This window comes from Nocardiopsis oceani, from assembly GCF_054777395.1.
This window is the reverse complement of the sequence record NZ_BAAHAR010000027.1, coordinates 28,626-46,038: the sequence shown is the minus strand read 5'-3', so window position 1 is coordinate 46,038 and position 17,413 is coordinate 28,626. Positions and strand designations below refer to the sequence as shown.

11 protein-coding genes are annotated in these 17,413 nt (G+C 70.6%); 10 read left to right on the top strand and 1 reads right to left on the bottom strand.

Annotated features, from left to right (window positions below; translation table 11 throughout):
• Positions 1 to 145 precede the first annotated feature (145 nt).
• Positions 146 to 1,750, top strand: coding sequence for a PucR family transcriptional regulator (locus tag ACYVDG_RS17265; protein ID WP_460753306.1), 1,605 nt, complete (start codon positions 146 to 148; stop codon positions 1,748 to 1,750).
• A 105-nt stretch (positions 1,751 to 1,855) separates the two neighbouring features.
• Positions 1,856 to 2,344, top strand: coding sequence for an Lrp/AsnC family transcriptional regulator (locus ACYVDG_RS17260; protein WP_460753301.1), 489 nt, complete (start codon positions 1,856 to 1,858; stop codon positions 2,342 to 2,344).
• A 28-nt stretch (positions 2,345 to 2,372) separates the two neighbouring features.
• Here ACYVDG_RS17260 and gabT read toward each other — a convergent pair whose 3' ends face one another.
• Positions 2,373 to 3,710, bottom strand: a complete 1,338-nt coding sequence (gabT, locus tag ACYVDG_RS17255; RefSeq protein WP_460753296.1) for a 4-aminobutyrate--2-oxoglutarate transaminase — start codon at positions 3,708 to 3,710, stop codon at positions 2,373 to 2,375.
• A 149-nt stretch (positions 3,711 to 3,859) separates the two neighbouring features.
• Here gabT and ACYVDG_RS17250 point away from each other — a divergent pair, with 149 nt between their 5' ends.
• The 8 genes from ACYVDG_RS17250 to ACYVDG_RS17215 all read left to right on the top strand — a co-directional run bounded on the left by ACYVDG_RS17250 (position 3,860) and on the right by ACYVDG_RS17215 (position 17,355).
• A complete protein-coding gene (locus ACYVDG_RS17250) occupies positions 3,860 to 5,314 on the top strand; it encodes a PucR family transcriptional regulator (protein WP_460753290.1) in 1,455 nt (484 codons plus the stop codon).
• A 176-nt stretch (positions 5,315 to 5,490) separates the two neighbouring features.
• Positions 5,491 to 6,456 (top strand): phosphate/phosphite/phosphonate ABC transporter substrate-binding protein, encoded by a 966-nt coding sequence (locus tag ACYVDG_RS17245; RefSeq protein ID WP_460753285.1) that lies wholly within the window; start codon positions 5,491 to 5,493, stop codon positions 6,454 to 6,456.
• A gap of 207 nt (positions 6,457 to 6,663) precedes the next feature.
• A complete protein-coding gene (gene phnC / locus ACYVDG_RS17240; RefSeq protein ID WP_460753282.1) occupies positions 6,664 to 7,452 on the top strand; it encodes a phosphonate ABC transporter ATP-binding protein in 789 nt (262 codons plus the stop codon).
• A 12-nt stretch (positions 7,453 to 7,464) separates the two neighbouring features.
• Entirely contained in the window at positions 7,465 to 9,240 is a 1,776-nt protein-coding gene (phnE, locus tag ACYVDG_RS17235) for a phosphonate ABC transporter, permease protein PhnE (protein ID WP_460753279.1), read from the top strand.
• A gap of 140 nt (positions 9,241 to 9,380) precedes the next feature.
• The gene (locus tag ACYVDG_RS17230; protein WP_460753276.1) at positions 9,381 to 12,482 is read left to right on the top strand and encodes a DNA helicase; all 3,102 of its coding nucleotides are present in this window, start codon (positions 9,381 to 9,383) and stop codon (positions 12,480 to 12,482) included.
• 63 nt (positions 12,483 to 12,545) lie between these two features.
• On the top strand, positions 12,546 to 13,430 hold the full coding sequence (locus tag ACYVDG_RS17225; protein ID WP_460753273.1) for an Fpg/Nei family DNA glycosylase: 885 nt from the start codon (positions 12,546 to 12,548) through the stop codon (positions 13,428 to 13,430).
• A gap of 749 nt (positions 13,431 to 14,179) precedes the next feature.
• A complete protein-coding gene (locus tag ACYVDG_RS17220) occupies positions 14,180 to 15,613 on the top strand; it encodes an HNH endonuclease signature motif containing protein (RefSeq protein WP_460753269.1) in 1,434 nt (477 codons plus the stop codon).
• A gap of 698 nt (positions 15,614 to 16,311) precedes the next feature.
• Complete coding sequence (locus tag ACYVDG_RS17215; protein WP_460753265.1) at positions 16,312 to 17,355, top strand: LacI family DNA-binding transcriptional regulator; 1,044 nt, start codon at positions 16,312 to 16,314, stop codon at positions 17,353 to 17,355.
• Positions 17,356 to 17,413 lie beyond the last annotated feature (58 nt).

The following is a 17,413-nucleotide window of genomic DNA, read 5'->3' as shown; positions in this document are numbered from 1 at the left end:
CACCATGTTGACAACATGCTGGCTCGCTTTACGAAATGTAAAGCACGTGACGGAGGTGCGGACCGAGTGCTCAGCGGACGGAGCCGTCCTGCACTCTGTAAAGCGGAACGCCCGCCTTCCTGACAGAACGTCCTAGACTGTCGGTGTGCTTCCCACCCTTGCCGAGGTCCTCCAACTCCCCGCCCTCCAGAAGGCCAGGCCCCGCGTGGTAGCGGGAGCCCAGTACCTGGACGTGGCCGTCCGCTGGGTCCACATCGCCGAGGTCACCGACCTCGCCCACCTCCTGCGCGGGGGCGAACTGGTGCTCAGCACCGGTATCGCCATGCCCGACGACCCCGAAGCCCTCCGCCGCTACATCGAGGACATCGCCGACGCCGGGGTCAGCGGCATCGCGGTCGAGCTCGGCCGCAAGTACCACGCCGAACTCCCCAAGGCCTTCCTCGACGCGGCCACCGACGCCCGGATCCCGGTCATCCTGCTGGATCGCGAGGCCCGTTTCGTCGAGATCACCGAGGCGGTCCACATCCGGGTGGTCAACGAGCAGCTGGAGGAGCTGCGCGAGTCCGAGAAACTCCACTCGGTCTTCACCCAGCTGTCCGTCGAGGGCGCCGACGCCGAACAGATCCTGCGGGAGGTCGCCCAGCTCTCCGGATGCCCGGTCGTCCTGGAGAACCTCACCCACCAAGTCCTCGGCTGCGACCTCAACGGTGAGGACCCCGGGACCCTGTTGACCTCCTGGGAGAGCCGATCGCGCGCGATCCGCACCGGCACCCGGACCGTCCACGCGCCCGCCACCGGCTGGCTGGTCACCACGGTCGGAGCCCGCGGTCAGGACTGGGGGCGCCTCATCCTCATCGTGGGCGCCACGCCCAGCGCGCGCCAGACCATGCTCATCGAGCGGGCGGCCACCACGCTCGCCCTTGGGCGCCTGCTGGAACGCCACCAGGAGAGCTTGGAGCGCCAGACCCACCGGACCATCATCGCGGGCATCATCGACCGGGCCTACTCCGATCCCGAGGAAGCCCTGGTGCGGGCCCGCGCCGTCGGGGTGCCGCTCAACGGGAGGGAACTGGTCGGGATCGTCCTGCGCCTGCGCGAGAGCGGCACCGGCCTGGCGGCCCAAGCCCGCCTCTCCGACACCGCGGAGGGGGCCGCCCGGGCCTGCCGCGAACTCCGCCTGCCCGCCCTGGTGGGTTCCCTGGACGACCTGCGGGTGGGCATCCTCCTGGCCCTGCCGAACCGGCAGCGCCTCGACGCCACTCTGCACCTGCTTGCGGACCGAGTGCGGAACACCGTCGGCGACGCGGCCGTGCTCGCGGTCGGTTCCTCCGGGGACGGCGTGCGCGAGGTGCGCCGCTCCTTCCTCGAGGCCCGCCAAGTAGGCGACGTGGCCATCAAACAGAGCGACCGGCGGCCCTTCTACCGGCTTCCCGACCTGCACCTGCGCGGGCTCCTGCACCTCTTCCGCGACGACGAGCGCCTGCAGACCTACGTGGAGCGCGAACTCGGCCCGCTCCTGGACCACGACGCCCGGCACGGCGGCGACCTCACGGACATGCTGCGCCACTACCTCGGGGCGGGGCGCAACAAGGCGCTGGCCGCGAGCCTGGCCCACCTGTCCCGGCCCGCCTTCTACGAGCGGCTCCGCAAGATCGCCAACGTGCTGGACGCCGACCTGGAGTCGGTGGAGACGTGCCTCTCCCTCCACGTGGCACTGCTGTCACTGGACTCGGTCCGCGAAAAACGCTGAGGGCCGGACGGTGATACCCGGGCGCCGAACCCGTGCAGTACTTTGGAATCCGTTGTGCGCGCCAATGGCAACAATGGATTCCTGCTTCGACTCGCGGAGGGCCCTGTGACCGAACAGCTCGAGCCCGGACCCGTGCGCCGGGTCAACGGTGTGGCGTTGGACGAGACCGCCAAGCGCATCATCGAGGTCCTCCAGGAGGACGGACGCCGGTCCTATGCGGCCATCGGCAAGACCGTGGGCCTGTCCGAGGCCGCCGTACGCCAACGAGTCCAGCGCCTGCTGGAGGCCGGGGTGGTCCAGGTCGTGGGGGTCACCGACCCCATGACCCTGGGATTCAACCGCCAGGCGATGATCGGCGTGCGCACCAACGGAGACCTCAACGCCGCCGCCGACGCGATCGCCGACCTCCCCGGCGTCGAGTACTTGGTGATCACGGCGGGCTCCTTCGACCTCCTGGTCGAGGTCGTCGCCGAAGACGACACCCGCCTCCTGGAGGTCCTTGCCGACATCCGGACCGTGGAGACCGTCGAGAGCACCGAGACCTTCCTCTACCTCAAGCTCCGCAAGCAGACCTACGCCTGGGGAACCCGGTAACGGACGGCCCCGGTGCCGTCCCGACCGCTTACAGGCCGGCGAGGGCCTCCTCGAGGATGTCCAGGCCCTCGGTGAGCAGGTCGTCGCCGATGACCAGCGGCGGCAGCATACGGATCACGTTGCCGTACGTGCCGGCGCTCAGCAGGACCAGGCCCCTGGCGTGGCAGTGGGCCAGGACCTGGGCGACGGCCTCCGGGTTCGGCTCCTTGCCGCCCTCGTGGACCAGTTCGATCGCGATCATCGCGCCCCGGCCGCGCACGTCGCCCACCACACCGAACTTGTCGGCGAAGGCGCGCAGGCGGCGGAGCATCAGCTCGCCGATCTCGCGGGCACGGCCCGCCAGGTCCTCTGCCTCGATCTTCTCGAGCGTGGCCAGCGCGGCCGCGCACGCGGCGGGGTTGCCGCCGTAGGTACCGCCCAGACCGCCCCCGTGCACGGCGTCCATGAGCTCGGCACGGCCGGTTGCCGCGGCCAGGGGCAGGCCGCCCGCGATTCCCTTGGCGGTGGCGATCAGGTCCGGAACGACACCCTCGTGCTCACTGGCGAACATCTGCCCGGTCCGTGCGAAGCCCGTCTGCACCTCGTCGGCGACGAACACGATCCCGTTGGCGCGGCAGAACTCCGCCAGCGCTGGCAGGAAGCCGGGAGCGGGCTCGATGAACCCGCCCTCGCCCTGGATCGGCTCGATCACCAGGGCGGCCACGTTCTCGGCGCCGACCTGCTTGGAGATCTGCTCGATCGCCGCGTCCGCAGCCTCCGGGCCGCAGTTCTGCGGGCCCGTGGGCCAGCGGAAGGGGTAGGCCATCGGCAGCCGGTGGATCTCACCGGCGAACGGGCCGAAGCCGTGCTTGTACGGCATGTTCTTCGAGGTCAGGCCCATGGTGAGGTTGGTGCGGCCGTGGTATGCGTGGTCGAACACCACGACGGCCTGCCGCCCGGTGGCACTGCGGGCGACCTTGACCGCGTTCTCCACGGCTTCGGCGCCCGAGTTCAGCAGGATGGACCGCTTCTCGTGGTCGCCCGGGGTGACGCGGTTGAGCGCCTCGCAGACCTCCACATAGGCCTCGTACGGGTTGACCATGAAGCAGGTGTGCGTGAAGCGCTCGAGCTGCTCGGTGGCGCGCTCCACCACGCGCGGGTCCGCGTTGCCGACGTTGGTCACCGCGATACCCGAGCCGAAGTCGATCAGGGAGTTGCCGTCGACGTCCTCGACGATGCCGCCACCCGCGCGCTCCACGTAGACGGGCAGCACACTGCCCACGCCTTGGGCGACGGCGGAGGATCGGCGCTCCTGGATCGCACGGGACTTCGGGCCGGGGATCTCGGTGACGATCCGGCGGGACTGTACGACCTCGGTCGCGGTCATGCGGCTGCCTCCTTGTGGGGGTGCTGGTGCAGGGGTGCGGACTCGCAAGACACTAGGCCGCGCGGAAGCGGGCACACATGGACACAGTGGATAATTGCGAGGAAGGCCTGTGCCATTGCGGCAGGGTTCGGAGACGAGGGGAGACGTCGATGCCGCCGACACTGGGCGCGCTGCTGCGCACACCGCGCCTGCACCTTCGCCTGCTCACCGGACAGGACCGGCTGCACCGCGAGGTGGAGTGGGTGGCGGTCAGCGAACTCAGCGACCCCACGCCCTACCTCGCCGGGGGCGAACTGGTGCTGACCACCGGGGTGCGGTGGGTCGACAGACTGCCCGACCTCCGTGGATACGTACGCCGCCTGGCGGAGCGCGACATCGCCGGCCTCGGCTTCGGCGCCGCCGTCAACTTCGACGAGACACCCGAGGAGCTGCGCGATGCCGCGGCGGAATTCGGGGTGACCCTGGTGGAGGTGGCCCGGGAGACGCCTTTCATTGCGATCGGCAAGGAGGTCTCCCGGCTGCTGGCCAAGGAGGAGTACGAGGGCCTGAGCCGGGCCTTCACCGCCCAGCGCGAGCTCACCCGGGCCGCACTCAGCGGGGCACCCGCCGTCGTGGACCGGCTCGCCCGAGAGCTCGGCGGATGGGTTCTGCTGCTGGGGCCGGACGGTTCGGTTCAGCACGCCGCCCCGGCGTCCGCCGCCGACCGCGCGCCCGGGCTTGCCGCCGAGCTGTCCCGGCTCCGAAGCGCGGGTCTGCGCTCCAGCGTCTCGGTGACCTCGGGCGGTGACCGGGTGTCCATCCAACCCCTTTCCACGGGCCGTCGGATCCGCGGCTTCCTCGCGGTGGGCGCACTGGAGGCCTTCGGCTCCGACGACCGCACCCTGGTCAACGCGGCCGTCTCACTGCTGTCCCTCGAACTCGAACGGCCTTCCGCCGGCCGAGGGGCGCGGGTGCGCTCGGGTGTCCTCTCGGCGCTGCTCGGCGGGGCACTCGACCCGCGGCACCCGGGCGCGGCCGAACTGCGGGACGTCCTGCCCGCCGAACCGGTGGTCGTGGCCGCCGCGGAGGGGCCAGCTCCCGAAGGCCCGCTGCCGGATGGCGTCCTTGTGGCCGCGGACGGGGACCGCACGCTCCTGCTGGCCGCCGCGAACAGGGGCGCCGGAGCGGTCGCTGAGGCCCTGGACGGCCCGGTCGGGCTGAGCGATCCCGTGGGCTACGCGGACCTGGCCGCAGCCCGGTCCCAAGCTGAACAGGCACTGTCGGCCGCGTCGGAGGAGGGGCACGCGCTGGTCCGCTTCGAGGAGCTGCCCGGGGGCCTGCTGGGCCTCCTGGACAACCCCGCGGGGGCCCGTATGGCCGACGACCTGCTCGCCCCGCTCGACGAACAGCGCACCGGCCCAGAACTGCTCGCCTCACTGCGGGCCTACCTCGCCGCGTCCGGTCGGTGGGACTCCGCCGCCGAACAGCTGGGCGTGCACCGGCACACCCTGCGCTACCGGATGAAACGGATCCGGGAACTGCTCCCCGGCGACCTCGACGACCCCGACCACCGCACCGAGCTGTGGATCGCGCTCCGTGTCCGTGAGGGACGTCCCCTTCGGTGACAGCCCGGTGACCCCTCGGTCGCGTCCTGTGGAGGCTCTCCGACAAATGCCTCTTGCTGTTCGACGCGCGGACATCTTGCCGTCGGCTCCCGACAGCAGTGGCTCTGCAGAGTGGAGACGACCCTTGGAGTGACACGTCCGCCTTGGGCGGACCACGTGGAGGAGTCCCCCGAACCATGCAGACCAGATTCGGCCGCAGTACCGGTGCCTTCGCCGCCGCGGCCTCAGCCCTCGCCCTCCTGGCCGCCTGCGGGCCGAGCGCGGAAGAAACGATCGACGCCGCCGACAACGGGGGAGAGGAGATCTCCCCGGACACCCTGATCATCGGTGCCGTACCGGCCGAGGAGGCCACCGGGCTGGAGAACAGCTACGAGCCGGTCATCGCCATGCTCGAGGACGAGACCGGACTGGACGTGGAGTTCCAGACCGCGACCGACTACGCGGCGGTCATCGAGGGCCAGCGCAGCGGCCAGATCCACATCGCCCAGTACGGCCCCTTCTCCTACTACATCGCCGAAGAGACGGGCTCGGACATCTCCGTCGCCGGCGCCATGGTGCAGGAGAAGGAGGAACCGCCCGGCTACGTCGCCTACGGCGTCGTGCCCGAGGACTCGGACATCGAGAGCATCGAGGACTTCGCCGGCCGCCACCTGTGCTTCGTCGACCCCAACTCCGCCTCCGGTTACCTCTACCCGCTGGCCGGACTGCTCGACGCCGGAATCGAGGAGGACGACTGGGAGGAGACCTTCGCCGGCGGCCACGACGCCTCCGCTATCGCCGTGGCGGCCGGGGAGTGCGAGGCCGGATTCGCCTTCGACACGATGGTGGACGAGACGCTCGTCGAGAACGGCTCCATCGAAGAGGGCGAACTCGACGTGGTCTGGGAGTCGGAGACCATCACCAGCGCCCCGATCACCGTCTACAACGGCCTCGAGGAGGAGCTGTTCGACACGGTGATGAGCGCCCTGCAGGAGAAGGGGAACCAGGACTACCTGGTCGCCAACGACTACTGCGAAGAGGGCGACTGCGACCTCACCGACGAGCGCATCTGGGGCTGGGAAGCCGTTCCGGACGACTTCTACGACCCGCTCGAAGTCGTCTGCGAGGCAACCCAGTCCCCGCAGTGCACCGAGGAAGGTTAGGGCATGTCCGGCGGACACTTACCCTGCTGCGCGTCGCCCCAGCGGCACTGTCACTGCGTTCTCATCAGTCGACAGCCAAACCCGGGCTGACTCCTTCTTCGGCCTTGTGCCAGCACCACTGGATACGCCGCTCGCGACGGGCAGCATCCACCGAACACGCCCTAGCCCCCCACGCCCCGATCCCCTCCGCCGACCTCGAGGAGTCTCGTGGACACCACGACCCAACCCCCGCCCGCCGTCCGCTTCGAGGACGTGACCAAACGCTTCGGAGACACCACCGCCCTGGACGGGGTGTCGGTGAGCGCGCGCACCGGTGAGGTGCTCGTTCTGCTAGGGCTCTCCGGCTCGGGCAAGTCCACTCTGCTCCGCCACGTCGACGGCCTCCAGATGCCGACCAGCGGCTGCGTCCGGGTCCTGGGCACCGACGTCCCCGCCGCCCGAGGACGGGAGCTGCGCGCGCTGCGGCGCCGGATCGGCTTCATCTTCCAGCAGTTCCACCTGGTGGGCTCGCTGACGGTGCTGGAGAACGTGTGCACGGGTGCGCTCGGCCGGCTGCGCGGGCCTCGCCTGGGCCTGCCGACGTACCCGCGCACGGTCCGGGAGGAGGCCCTGGCCCAGCTCGACCGCGTCGGCCTGGCCGACCGCGCCTTCCAGCGTGCGGACACGCTCTCCGGCGGCCAGCAGCAGCGGGTCGCCATCGCCAGGGCCATGCTGCAGAGCCCAGAGGTCCTCCTCGCCGACGAACCGGTCGCTTCCCTCGACCCCGAGTCGGCGCACCAGGTCATGGAGCTGATCCGGGACGTGGCCACGGAGGAGGACCTCACCGTTCTGTGCAGCCTTCACCAGGTCGACCTGGCGCTCTCCTGGGGCGACCGGGTCGTCGGCCTGCGCTCGGGGAGGGTGGTCATGGACAGTCCGGTCGCCGACCTCGAGCGGGACGAGGCGATGGCGGTCTACGGAAGGGTCGGCGCCCCCGACCCCGTGACCGTAGGTTAGGAGCGAACGCACGTGCTCACCAGCCCCGTCAAGCCGACCACCCCGCCCCCGGACCAGACCCCGACCCCGCCCGAACGGACACTGAACCCGCCCCGTCCGAGCGGGGTCGCAGCAGCGCTGACCGTGCTCACCCTGATCGGGATCGGCGTCTGGTCCCTGATCGACCTGCGGATCAACGTCGCCACCCTCATCGCCAGCGCTCGGAACGCGTCCGACTTCCTCGCCCGGACGCTCCCGCTGGACTTCCCCGACCCCGCCGAACTGCTCGGCCCCCTGGCGGTCACCCTCGCCATCGTCATCTCCGCCACCCTGCTGTCCGTGGCGCTGAGCACCCCCCTGGCGATCTGGGCGGCGGGCAACACCACCCCCGGCACCCCGGCCCGGTACGCGTCCCGCGCCGTGATCGTCGTCGCCCGCGCCATCCCGGACGTGGTGCTGGCGATCCTGTTCTTCCGGCTCTTCGGCTTCGGTGCCGTCACCGGTGTCCTGGCGATGGGGCTGCACTCGGTCGGCATGGTCGGCAAGCTCTACGCCGACGCCATCGAGCAGATCGACGAAGGGCCGCGCCAAGCGCTGCGGGCTGCGGGGGCGAGCCGCCTCCAGGAGCTCACCGGCGGTGTGCTGCCCCAGGTGCTGCCCGCCTTCGTCGCGACCGCGATGCACCGGCTCGACATCAACCTGCGGATCTCGGTGATCCTCGGGTTCGTGGGGGTGGCCGGCATCGGGCAGGAACTCGCCCACGCCCTGGGCCGCCTCGACTACCAGCGGGGTATGGCCCTGGCGCTCATCGTGCTCGTGCTGTGCGTGGCGATCGAGCTGCTGTCGGTCGGCGTCCGCCGGTCCCTGCTCCCGCACACCGAGCAGCGGTCGACCGGTGTCACCGGGTTGGTGTCGCGGTTGCGCACCCGCGCCGCGGAGGCGCGGTCGGGCGACGGCCCCCGAGGCGCACGGACCGAAGCGGACCCGAGGGCGGCCTCGGCCGAGGCCCTGGCCTCCGGCCGGATGCTCCCGCCGTGGACCCCGGCCCGGCTGCGCCGCTCCTTCTACGCACTGGTCACCGTCGCGGTCCTCGCCGCTTCGGTCGGATACTCGCTCATCGACTTCAACGGACTCATCGACTCCAGCCAGGGCCCGCTGGGCGTGCTGGCGATGTTCTGGCCGCCGGAAGCCGGGGGCATCGGTGAACGGCTCGTCCAAGGCCTGATCGTCACGGTGCAGATCGCCTTCGCCGCCACACTGCTCGGCATGGTGCTGGCACTGCCGGTGGGCGCACTCGCCGCCCGCAACGTGGCCCCGCACCACAGGGTCGGCCAGGCCTGCCGGATGTTCATCGTGCTGGTCCGGGCCATCCCCGAACTCATCCTGGCGATCATCTTCGTGGTCATGATCGGGCTCGGGCCCGTGGCGGGCACGCTCGCCCTGGCCATCGGGGCGGTGGGCCTTCTCGGCAAGCTGGTCGCCGACTCGGTCGAAGAAGTCGATCCCGGGCCCGAACGGGCACTCCGGGCCACCGGCGCGACCCGGCCCCAGGTGTTCTTCGGCGCGACCCTGCCACAGGCGATGCCCGCGTTCGTCGGTCACAGCATGTACCAGCTGGACGTCAACATCCGGGCGGCGACCATCCTCGGCATCGTCGGCGCCGGCGGTATCGGCTACGAGCTGCTCAACGCCGCCCAGGTCCTGGAGTTCGGAGTGGTCACCCTCATCACCCTGATGGTCTTCGGTGTCGTCATGGCCCTGGAGCTCATCGCGGTGTGGCTACGCGGAGTCGTCGGCAGCCGCGGCTGACCCGGACCGAGTGACCGAGAGTGATAGTGCTGACGGGTTCCGGCGTTCCCCGGGTGTGCGCGTGAAAAATGCACCACAATGGACCCTCATAGCACGGAGTAATCGCCTGGTCACTTGAAGGTCGGGCGTCAGGGGGCGTCGTGAGGTCACTACGGGACGACGAGCAGATCGGCCACACCGGCCCGTTCCCGCCCTTGGGTGGACAGCGTGTCGGCGACGGGTCCGGGCCGGGCGGTAGGACAGGGGTCGGTGCGGCCGCCCTCCGGTGGCAACCGCCGGTGGACCGGGACGAGGTCCGTTCCTTCCTCGCCTACCTCAGGGCCTGCCTGCGCCGCGAAGCCGTGCACAACCACACCGTGCGCGCGGAACACCTCGCCTCCGACACCTGCGCCTGCCTGCCGGCCGGCCCCGAGCTGCTGTTCAGCGGGGCCAGGGACACACTTCCGCTGCACCCGGAGAGCGCCCGCGTCCTCCGGCTGGCCGGGCGGCACGGGCAGGCACTGCGCTACGGCTACCCCCTCGTCGTCCTCGGCGAGGGCGAGGACCGCGAAGTACTTCCGCTGCTCACGGTGGACGTCCGGGTCGTGGACGAGCGGGAGGAACGACACCCGGGAGACCCGGGCGGCGCACCGCTGGTCCGCGCAGTGGGACCACCGGACGTCAACACCGCGCTCCTCTCCCGGCTCGGCATCACCGATCCGGAGGACCTTTTCGAACTGCGCACCCGGCTCCGCGCCGAGGCACCCGACACCTTGCACCGTCCCGCTGCCGTCGCCGACCTCGCCGTCAAGGTCCGCACGCTGCTGACCCGGCTCGAGATCGACCGGGTCGACGACATCGCGCCCCTGGGCACCCGGGGCCGACCCGGTGCGGTCCACACCGGAGCGCACAACACCGCCGTGCTCCTCCGGGCGGGCCCCGGAGGCAGCGGCGACGGCGACGAGACCGAACCCGGCAGCACCGACCAAGTCCTCGCCGACCTGGACCCCACTGACCGGGACGGGCTCGACCCGGACGCCGTCCCCGGCACCTCCCTGGAGTCCCTGCTCGGCGACCCCCCGAACGGCCGACGCGCCAAGCTCGCAGCGCAGCAGACCGTACTTGGACGCCGACGCAAGGGATCCCGAGCACAGCGCAGGGTCGCCGAGGAACAGGACCACAACCCCGTTCCCACCCCGGTGTCGACCACCGCCCTCAGCCAGGCCCAGTACACCGTCCTCCACGCCGCCATGCGGGAACAGCTCACCGTGGTGGCCGCACCGCCCGGTTGCGGCACCCACGACCTCGTCGACGCCCTGGTCCGCACCGCCGTCACCAACGGCCAGCGGGTCCTGGTGTGCGGCCGCACCGAGGCCGACCTCGCGGAGGTCCTCGCCCGTGCCGACACCGCACCCGGACACCCCGTCATCCGAGTGGGCGGCCCCCGGCAGCGCGCCAGGGAGGTCCGCCTCCTCACCCGACTGCTCGCCCAGCACACTGGTGCCCTTCCCGCGGGGAGCTCCGCACCCAACGGCGAGGACGGCACCTCGCACCGGAGCGACCTGAACAGCGCCTGGAACCGGGTCCAAGAGGTGTGGTCGGCCATGGACACCATGGCCTCCGGAGGTCACGTCCTCGCCCACCTGGCCGAGGAACGCGGACGCAGCATCGCCCGCGGATGGGACCCGGACAGCCTGTTCACCCCCGAGCGCGGCGGCCCCGAGTACTGGCTGCACCGCGCCGAGCGAGGCGCCGCCGGAGGCCTCGGCGGTATGCAGCACCGGGCCGCGGTCCGCCGCGAACTGGGAGTGACCACCGACCCCGGAGGGCTGAGCCAGCTGTGCGCCGTCGCCCGCCTGGAGAGCGAGTGGCGCGAGGCGGTGGACCGCAGGACACGGTGCGCGCCCCTCGGAGAGCTCACCAGCGAGCTCTCCGAAGCCCTCGCCGACCACCGAAGGGCCAGCTCCGCCTGTCTCACCGCGGTCGCCGAACCCCGGCTGTGGCGCGGGCGCACGGCCATCGAGAACCGCCTCGAATCACTCAACTGGAACCACGGCGGCGGGTGGCCCGGCCTGTCCAGCCTCCTCGACACCCTCCCCGCCTGGGTGTGCCGCACCGACCAGGCCCGGGCCCTGCCACCCCAGGCCGGGCTGTACGACCTCGTGGTCGTGGTCGGAGCCGACCAGACCCGTGTCAGCGAGCTCCTGCCGGTGCTGTACCGAGCCAGCCGCGCCGTCGTGGTCGGCGACCCCGCGCACCCCGGCCCGGCGACCATGCTGGAACCGGAGGAGGAACGGCGGGCCCTGGCGACCGCCGGACTGGCCGCGGACCAGCTGGACGGCCGCGCGCTCCGGCACGGTGCGGGATCGGCCCTGCGAGCGGCTTACAAGGCCGCCCCGCCGATGCTCTGGCTCGACGAGCACGACGGTGCACCCGCGGTGCTGGCCGACACCGCGTCCCGGCACTGCTACGGCGGACGGGTCGGCGTGCTGAGCACACCCGACCCCGCCGGTACGGCCGCGTTCGAGTGGCGCGACGTCGGCGGGACCTGCGAGGCGGCCCCGGGATCGTCCTACATCAACCGCGACGAGGCCTACCGGGTCGCCGTGGTCGTGGACGAACTCGACCAGGAACTGCCCGAGGGGCACACGCTCGTGGTCGTCGCCCCCATGCAGCCGCAGGTGGCCCTGATCCGCCGCCTCCTGCGCCAGCGGGCCCTGCGCCGCCCGGTACGGGTCGGCGGTCCTGAACTGCTGGAATCCGACACGGACGCCGCCGACGTCACCGTACTCTCCCCGATGCTCGCGGAGGGGGCCCCGGCCATCGCCGAAAGGCGGGTGCGGCGGATGAGCCACCTCTGGTCCTCCGTCCTCACCCGCACCAGGAGCCGACTCGTCGTGGTCGGCGACCGCGCGCACTGGGACGGTAGCGACGGCCCGCTCGGCGATCTGCTCAGCGAGCACACCCGGATCGGCGGCGACCCCGCGAGTACCGCCCTCGTCGACGCCCTGCGCGCGGCTGGCACCGGTGTGGCCGTCGGTCAGCGCATCCGCGGGTGGGCCGCGGACCTGGTGGTCAGTTACGGGGCCAGGCGCGTCGTACTCCTGCTCGACCGGGAACCGGACGGCCCGGCCCTGCGGCGGCTGATGACAAGGGGAGAGGCACTCAACCAAGCCACCGACGACCTCGTCGTGGTGGTCCCGGCCTGGCGCTGCCTGGCCGACCCCCGAGGTCTGGTCGAGGAGATCCTCGCCGCCTGCTGACCCGCACTACCCTGAGGGACAACGCGCGGATGCCCGACATGGGCGGGCGAAAGGGGAATACGGGTGCCTGAGGGCCATACGCTGCACCGGTTGGCGGCGCACTTCGACAAGACCTTCGGCGGCGGCACGGTAAAGGCCTCCAGCCCGCAAGGACGGTTCGCCGAGGGCGCTGCCCGGCTCAACGGCCGGGCCCTCACCGAGAGCGAAGCCCACGGCAAGCACCTCTTCCTCGGCTTCGACTCCGGCGAGTGGCTCCGCATCCACCTCGGCCTCTACGGGGCCTGGACGTTCGGCGACGCCGACGGCGAACGCCACCTGGGCGCACCCCGCGCCGAAGGCGCCGACCGGATCGACCTCGAGCGCGACCCCGAAGGCTTCGTCGTCCCGCCCGCCCCCGTAGGCGCCGTCCGCGTCCGCCTCGTCAACTCCTCCGGCTGGGCCGACCTGCGCGGCGCCTCCGCCTGCGAGGTCATCACCCAACCCGAGAAGCAGGCCGTCCAAGAACGTCTCGGACCGGACCCGCTGCGCGCCGACGCCGACCCCGACCGCGCCTGGCACACCATCAGCCGGTCCCGCAGCAGCCTCGCCGTGCTCCTCATGCGCCAAGACGTGATCGCGGGCATCGGCAACATCTACCGCGCCGAGTCACTGTTCCGCGCCCAGCTCGACCCCCGCACCCCCGGCCGCGAGCTCACCAAACCCAAGTGGAACGCCCTCTGGGACGACCTCGCCCAGCTCCTCCGCGACGGCGTGCGCGACGGCTACATCATCACCACCCGCCCCGAGGACCGCCCCGACCCCGCAGCCCACCCGGTACCCCGACCAGACACCCTCTACGTCTGCTACCGGACCGGTGACCCCTGCCGCCTCTGCTCCTCTCCGATCGCCGCCACCGAACTCTCCGGCCGAACCCTCTACTGGTGCCCCGGATGCCAGAAATCCGACTAGGTAGTTCCCCATAACTCCCGAGGGGCGCAAAACCACAAAGGATTAAACTACAAGGTTTTCCCTTAGGTTGAGGTCCCTCCGTTGGCCGGGGAGTTCGTTTGGTGGAGGTTTCCTGTTGGGTGCGGGCTCCCTCCTTTCCCGCCGCCCGATTGTGGCCGTCTCCGCTACGCGCGTCAAGGTCGTCGCCATCGAGCGCTCCGCGCATCAACGGCGCTCCACCTTGACACGCTTCGCTGCGACGGCGGGTTGGCGTCTATGGGAAAGAGGGGGCGCGTGGTTGAGGTCCGAGCCATTTCGGGCTTCGCCCGAAAACTGATTCTGTCGGCCTGGCGGCCGATGCCTGCCCCTGCGCCGGAGCGTTGACGCCTGGCGGTGTCGCGGCCGGTCAAGGTGTGCGGAGGACCACGAACAGCACGGCCTAGCGGCCGGGTGGGCCACTCCGCCGGAGCGTTGACGGGTCGGGTGTCGCGGCCGGTCAATGCGGGAGGCGAACCCCTCCGTTCGGGCCATTCCCCGATGATCTTGCCCCTGTCTCCACCCTCGGCCGTCGAGAGTGGAGACAGGGGCAAGATCATCACCATTCTGGTGTACATATGCCCGCTTTGCCCAAGAATGCGCACAGGGGGTCGCTTCCCTTTCCCTGGAAGGCTTCTCGTTGGGGGATAGAAAGGCGGGTCAGGGTGGCCGGGTAAGGGTTTTATCACCCCCAGGATAGGTCCTTTCTGAGCCCTTCTTGATATGCTTGAGTCATGACTTCTTCTTTTGGGCAGTGCGGGAACACGGCGGGCAATACCCCCGCCGTTTCCGCCATGGGTGCTGCCCGGGGAAAGATCGCTTCGGAAATGGGCGAGGTGCCTCCGGCGGGTGCGGCTGGTGAGGTGCTGGATGTGATCTCGCAGGTGTGCGAGGACATGGAACAGGCCCAGCTGGCGATGCTGCTGCGCCTGGCCCAGCTGGAAGCGGCCGGCACCCTGTTGGAGGCCGGTGGGCAGAGGTCGGTGCAGAACTGGCTGATCCACTCGGTGGGGATGGTCCCCGTTGAGGCCAACGGGCGCGCCGAGCTGGCCCGCCGGCTCTTCGCCCGGGAGCTGCCCGCCACCCGCCAGGGCTTGGACTCTGGGTTGTTGTCGATCGGGGAGGCGGTGGCGGTGTGCCGGGCCGCTGAGCGGGCGGTGGGGGCGCGCAACACCGGCCGCCACCCCGATGCCGGGGAGTTTCGGCAGATGATGGAGGCCGGGATCGTGGCCGCCAAGGCCAAGGAGCCGGCGATGTCGACCTCCCACATCGCCCGGCTGGGCCGGGAGCTGTTGGCCCAGCACAACCCCGCCGTGGTGGAAGAGCAGTACCAGGCCGCCTTCGACGCCCGGGGTGCGCGCCTGGTGCGCACCTTTGATGCGACCTTCATGGTCGAGCTGTGGGGTCCGAGTGAGCACGCCGAGGAGATCCAGCGTGAGCTCAAGGCCCACGAGGTGGACTATGACCCCGAGAGGCTGCACGTATCGGCCTCCGAGCGGATGTATGACGCGTTCATGAACCTGGTCCGCTCCGCCTCCCACCCCACCAACCCCACCGGGGACGCTGAGGGCGCCGAGGCCGGCACCGGGGAGGGCAAGGGCGGCAAGGGCGGCAAGGGCGGCACGGGTCGCAAGCGTGCTGCGGTGGCGATGATCAACATCATGGTGCCCCTGCCCACCTTCCTCGGCCTCCAGAACCAGGAAGAGGGCGCGGGTCCGGCGAAGACGCAGGACGGGCAGGTGGTCTCCATGGCCGCGATCCGTGCCCTGGCCCCCAACAGTGTGCTGCGTCGGATGATCACCTCCCCCAAGGGGGAGACGGTGTTGGACGTGGGCCGTACCCAGCGCAACGCCACGGGCGCCCTGCGGGACGCGGGGATGTTCGGTCACACCACCTGCGCCTGGTACCAGGGGTGCAACACCCCGGCCAGCGACTCAGAGGCCGACCACAAGAGGAGCTTCTCGGCCGGCGGGTCCACGAGCGCGGACAATATTCAGCCGCTGTGCTCGGACCACAACCGGTTGAAGTACCGCAGGGAGACCAACCCCGGGCAGTCCGTCTGGCAGGGCCGCCCCTCCCACCGCAACCGGAACAACAACAAGGGGGAGAACTCGGACGCCGACCCCGACCCAGCCTCCACACCCACCCCCACACCCGAGGAGCGCTAACCCCGCCCGCCAAGGCCCTACCGCCCCACGCCCCCACGCCCCCACACCCTGATGCCCTGGATCCCTCCCGAGGGGTTCGCCGCACACCATGACCAGCCGCGACACCCGACCCGTCAACGCTCCGGTGGAGTGGCAGGTATCGGCCGTCAGGCCGATCGGGGTTGCCCGGCCGCCAGGCCGGGGCCGCTCGGACCTCGACCACCCGTCCCCCTTTCCTGATAGCCGCCAACCTGCCGTCGTAGCGGAGCGGGTCAAGGTGGAGCGCCAATGACGCGCGAAGCGCTCGATGGCGACGACCTTGAGGCGCGTAGCGGAGACGGCCACAATCGGGCGGCGGGAAAGGAGGGAACCCTGAACCATAGGAGGAACCCCAGTCCAGAGAGCGAACTCCAGTCCAGGGAGCGAACTCCAGTCCAGGGAGCGAACTCCAGTCCAGAGAGCGAACTCCAGTCCAGAGAGCGAACTCCAGTCCAGAGAGCGAACTCCAGTCCAGAGAGCGAACTCCAGTCCAGAGAGCGAACTCCAGTCCAGAGAGCGAACCCCAGCCCAGAGAGCGAACCCCAGCCCAGATCTCCCCACACGTCACACTGACTCTGGCGGGGGACGTCTGGAGTACAATCCCCTCCCGTCTGCTTAACCGGTTCAGCACGACGTGGTTCATCGAGGCTTATGTTGAGGAGAATTCTGTGGGGGCTCTGATGCGGCGTCCGACCATCATGGACATCGCCAAAGCAGCGGGGGTGTCCAAGGGGGCGGTCTCATACGCGCTCAACGGACGCCCGGGGGTTTCCGAACAGACCCGGAAGCGGATCCTGGGCATCGCCCATGACCTCGGCTGGGCACCCAGTAACCCGGCCCGGGCCTTGTCGCCTGGCGGGAGGGTCGGCGCGATCGGTCTGGTGGTGGACCGGCCCGCGCGTTCACTCGGGATCGAACCGTTCTTCATGCAGCTGGTCTCCGGCATCGAGACGGAGCTCGCCGCAGCGGGAGTGGACCTGTTGCTCCAGGTCACCGAAGACACCGACGCCGAGATCGCGGTCTACCGCCGCTGGTCCGCGGAGCGCCGGGTGGACGGGGTGATCATGGTCGACCTGTGCGTTGACGACCCCCGTCCGGCGGTCGCCCGGGAACTGGGTCTGCCCGCCGTCTTCCTGGGCGGCCCGGACGCCGGCGGGTTGCCGTGTCTGTACACCGACGACGCCTCCTCGGTTCGTGAGGTGGTCCACTACCTCGCGGCGCTCGGCCACCGGAGGATCGTGCGGGTCTCGGGGCCGAAGGAGTTCGTCCACACGGGGGAGCGCGCCCAGGCCTTCCAACGGGCGGCCGACGAAGTGGGCCTGGACAGCGCCTATTCGGTGCACGCCGACTACACGGGTGAGGCGGGGGCCCGCACGACCCGGCGCCTGCTCGCTTCGGGTGACCGGCCCACTGCGCTGGTCTACGACAACGACCTGATGGCCGTGGCTGGTCTCGGGGTGGCGTCGGAGATGGGCATCGACGTGCCCGGCCAGCTGTCGATCGTCGCCTGGGACGACTCGGCCCTCTGCCGTCTGGTGCGCCCCGCACTGACGGCGATCAGTCGCGATGTCGTCGCCCACGGCCGCCAAGTGGCCGCGATGCTCGGCCGACTGCTGTCGGGTGAGTGGGTGGAGAGCCGGGAGTCCTCGGCCGGTGAGATGCAGCCGCGGGGCAGCACCGGGCCACACGCCCCCGCGCCCGTAACTGCAGTTACAAGCGAATAACAGCGAAGTGTCGGGGATTGACGCGGTTCATCGGTCCGTGTTGTTGTTAACCTCACTT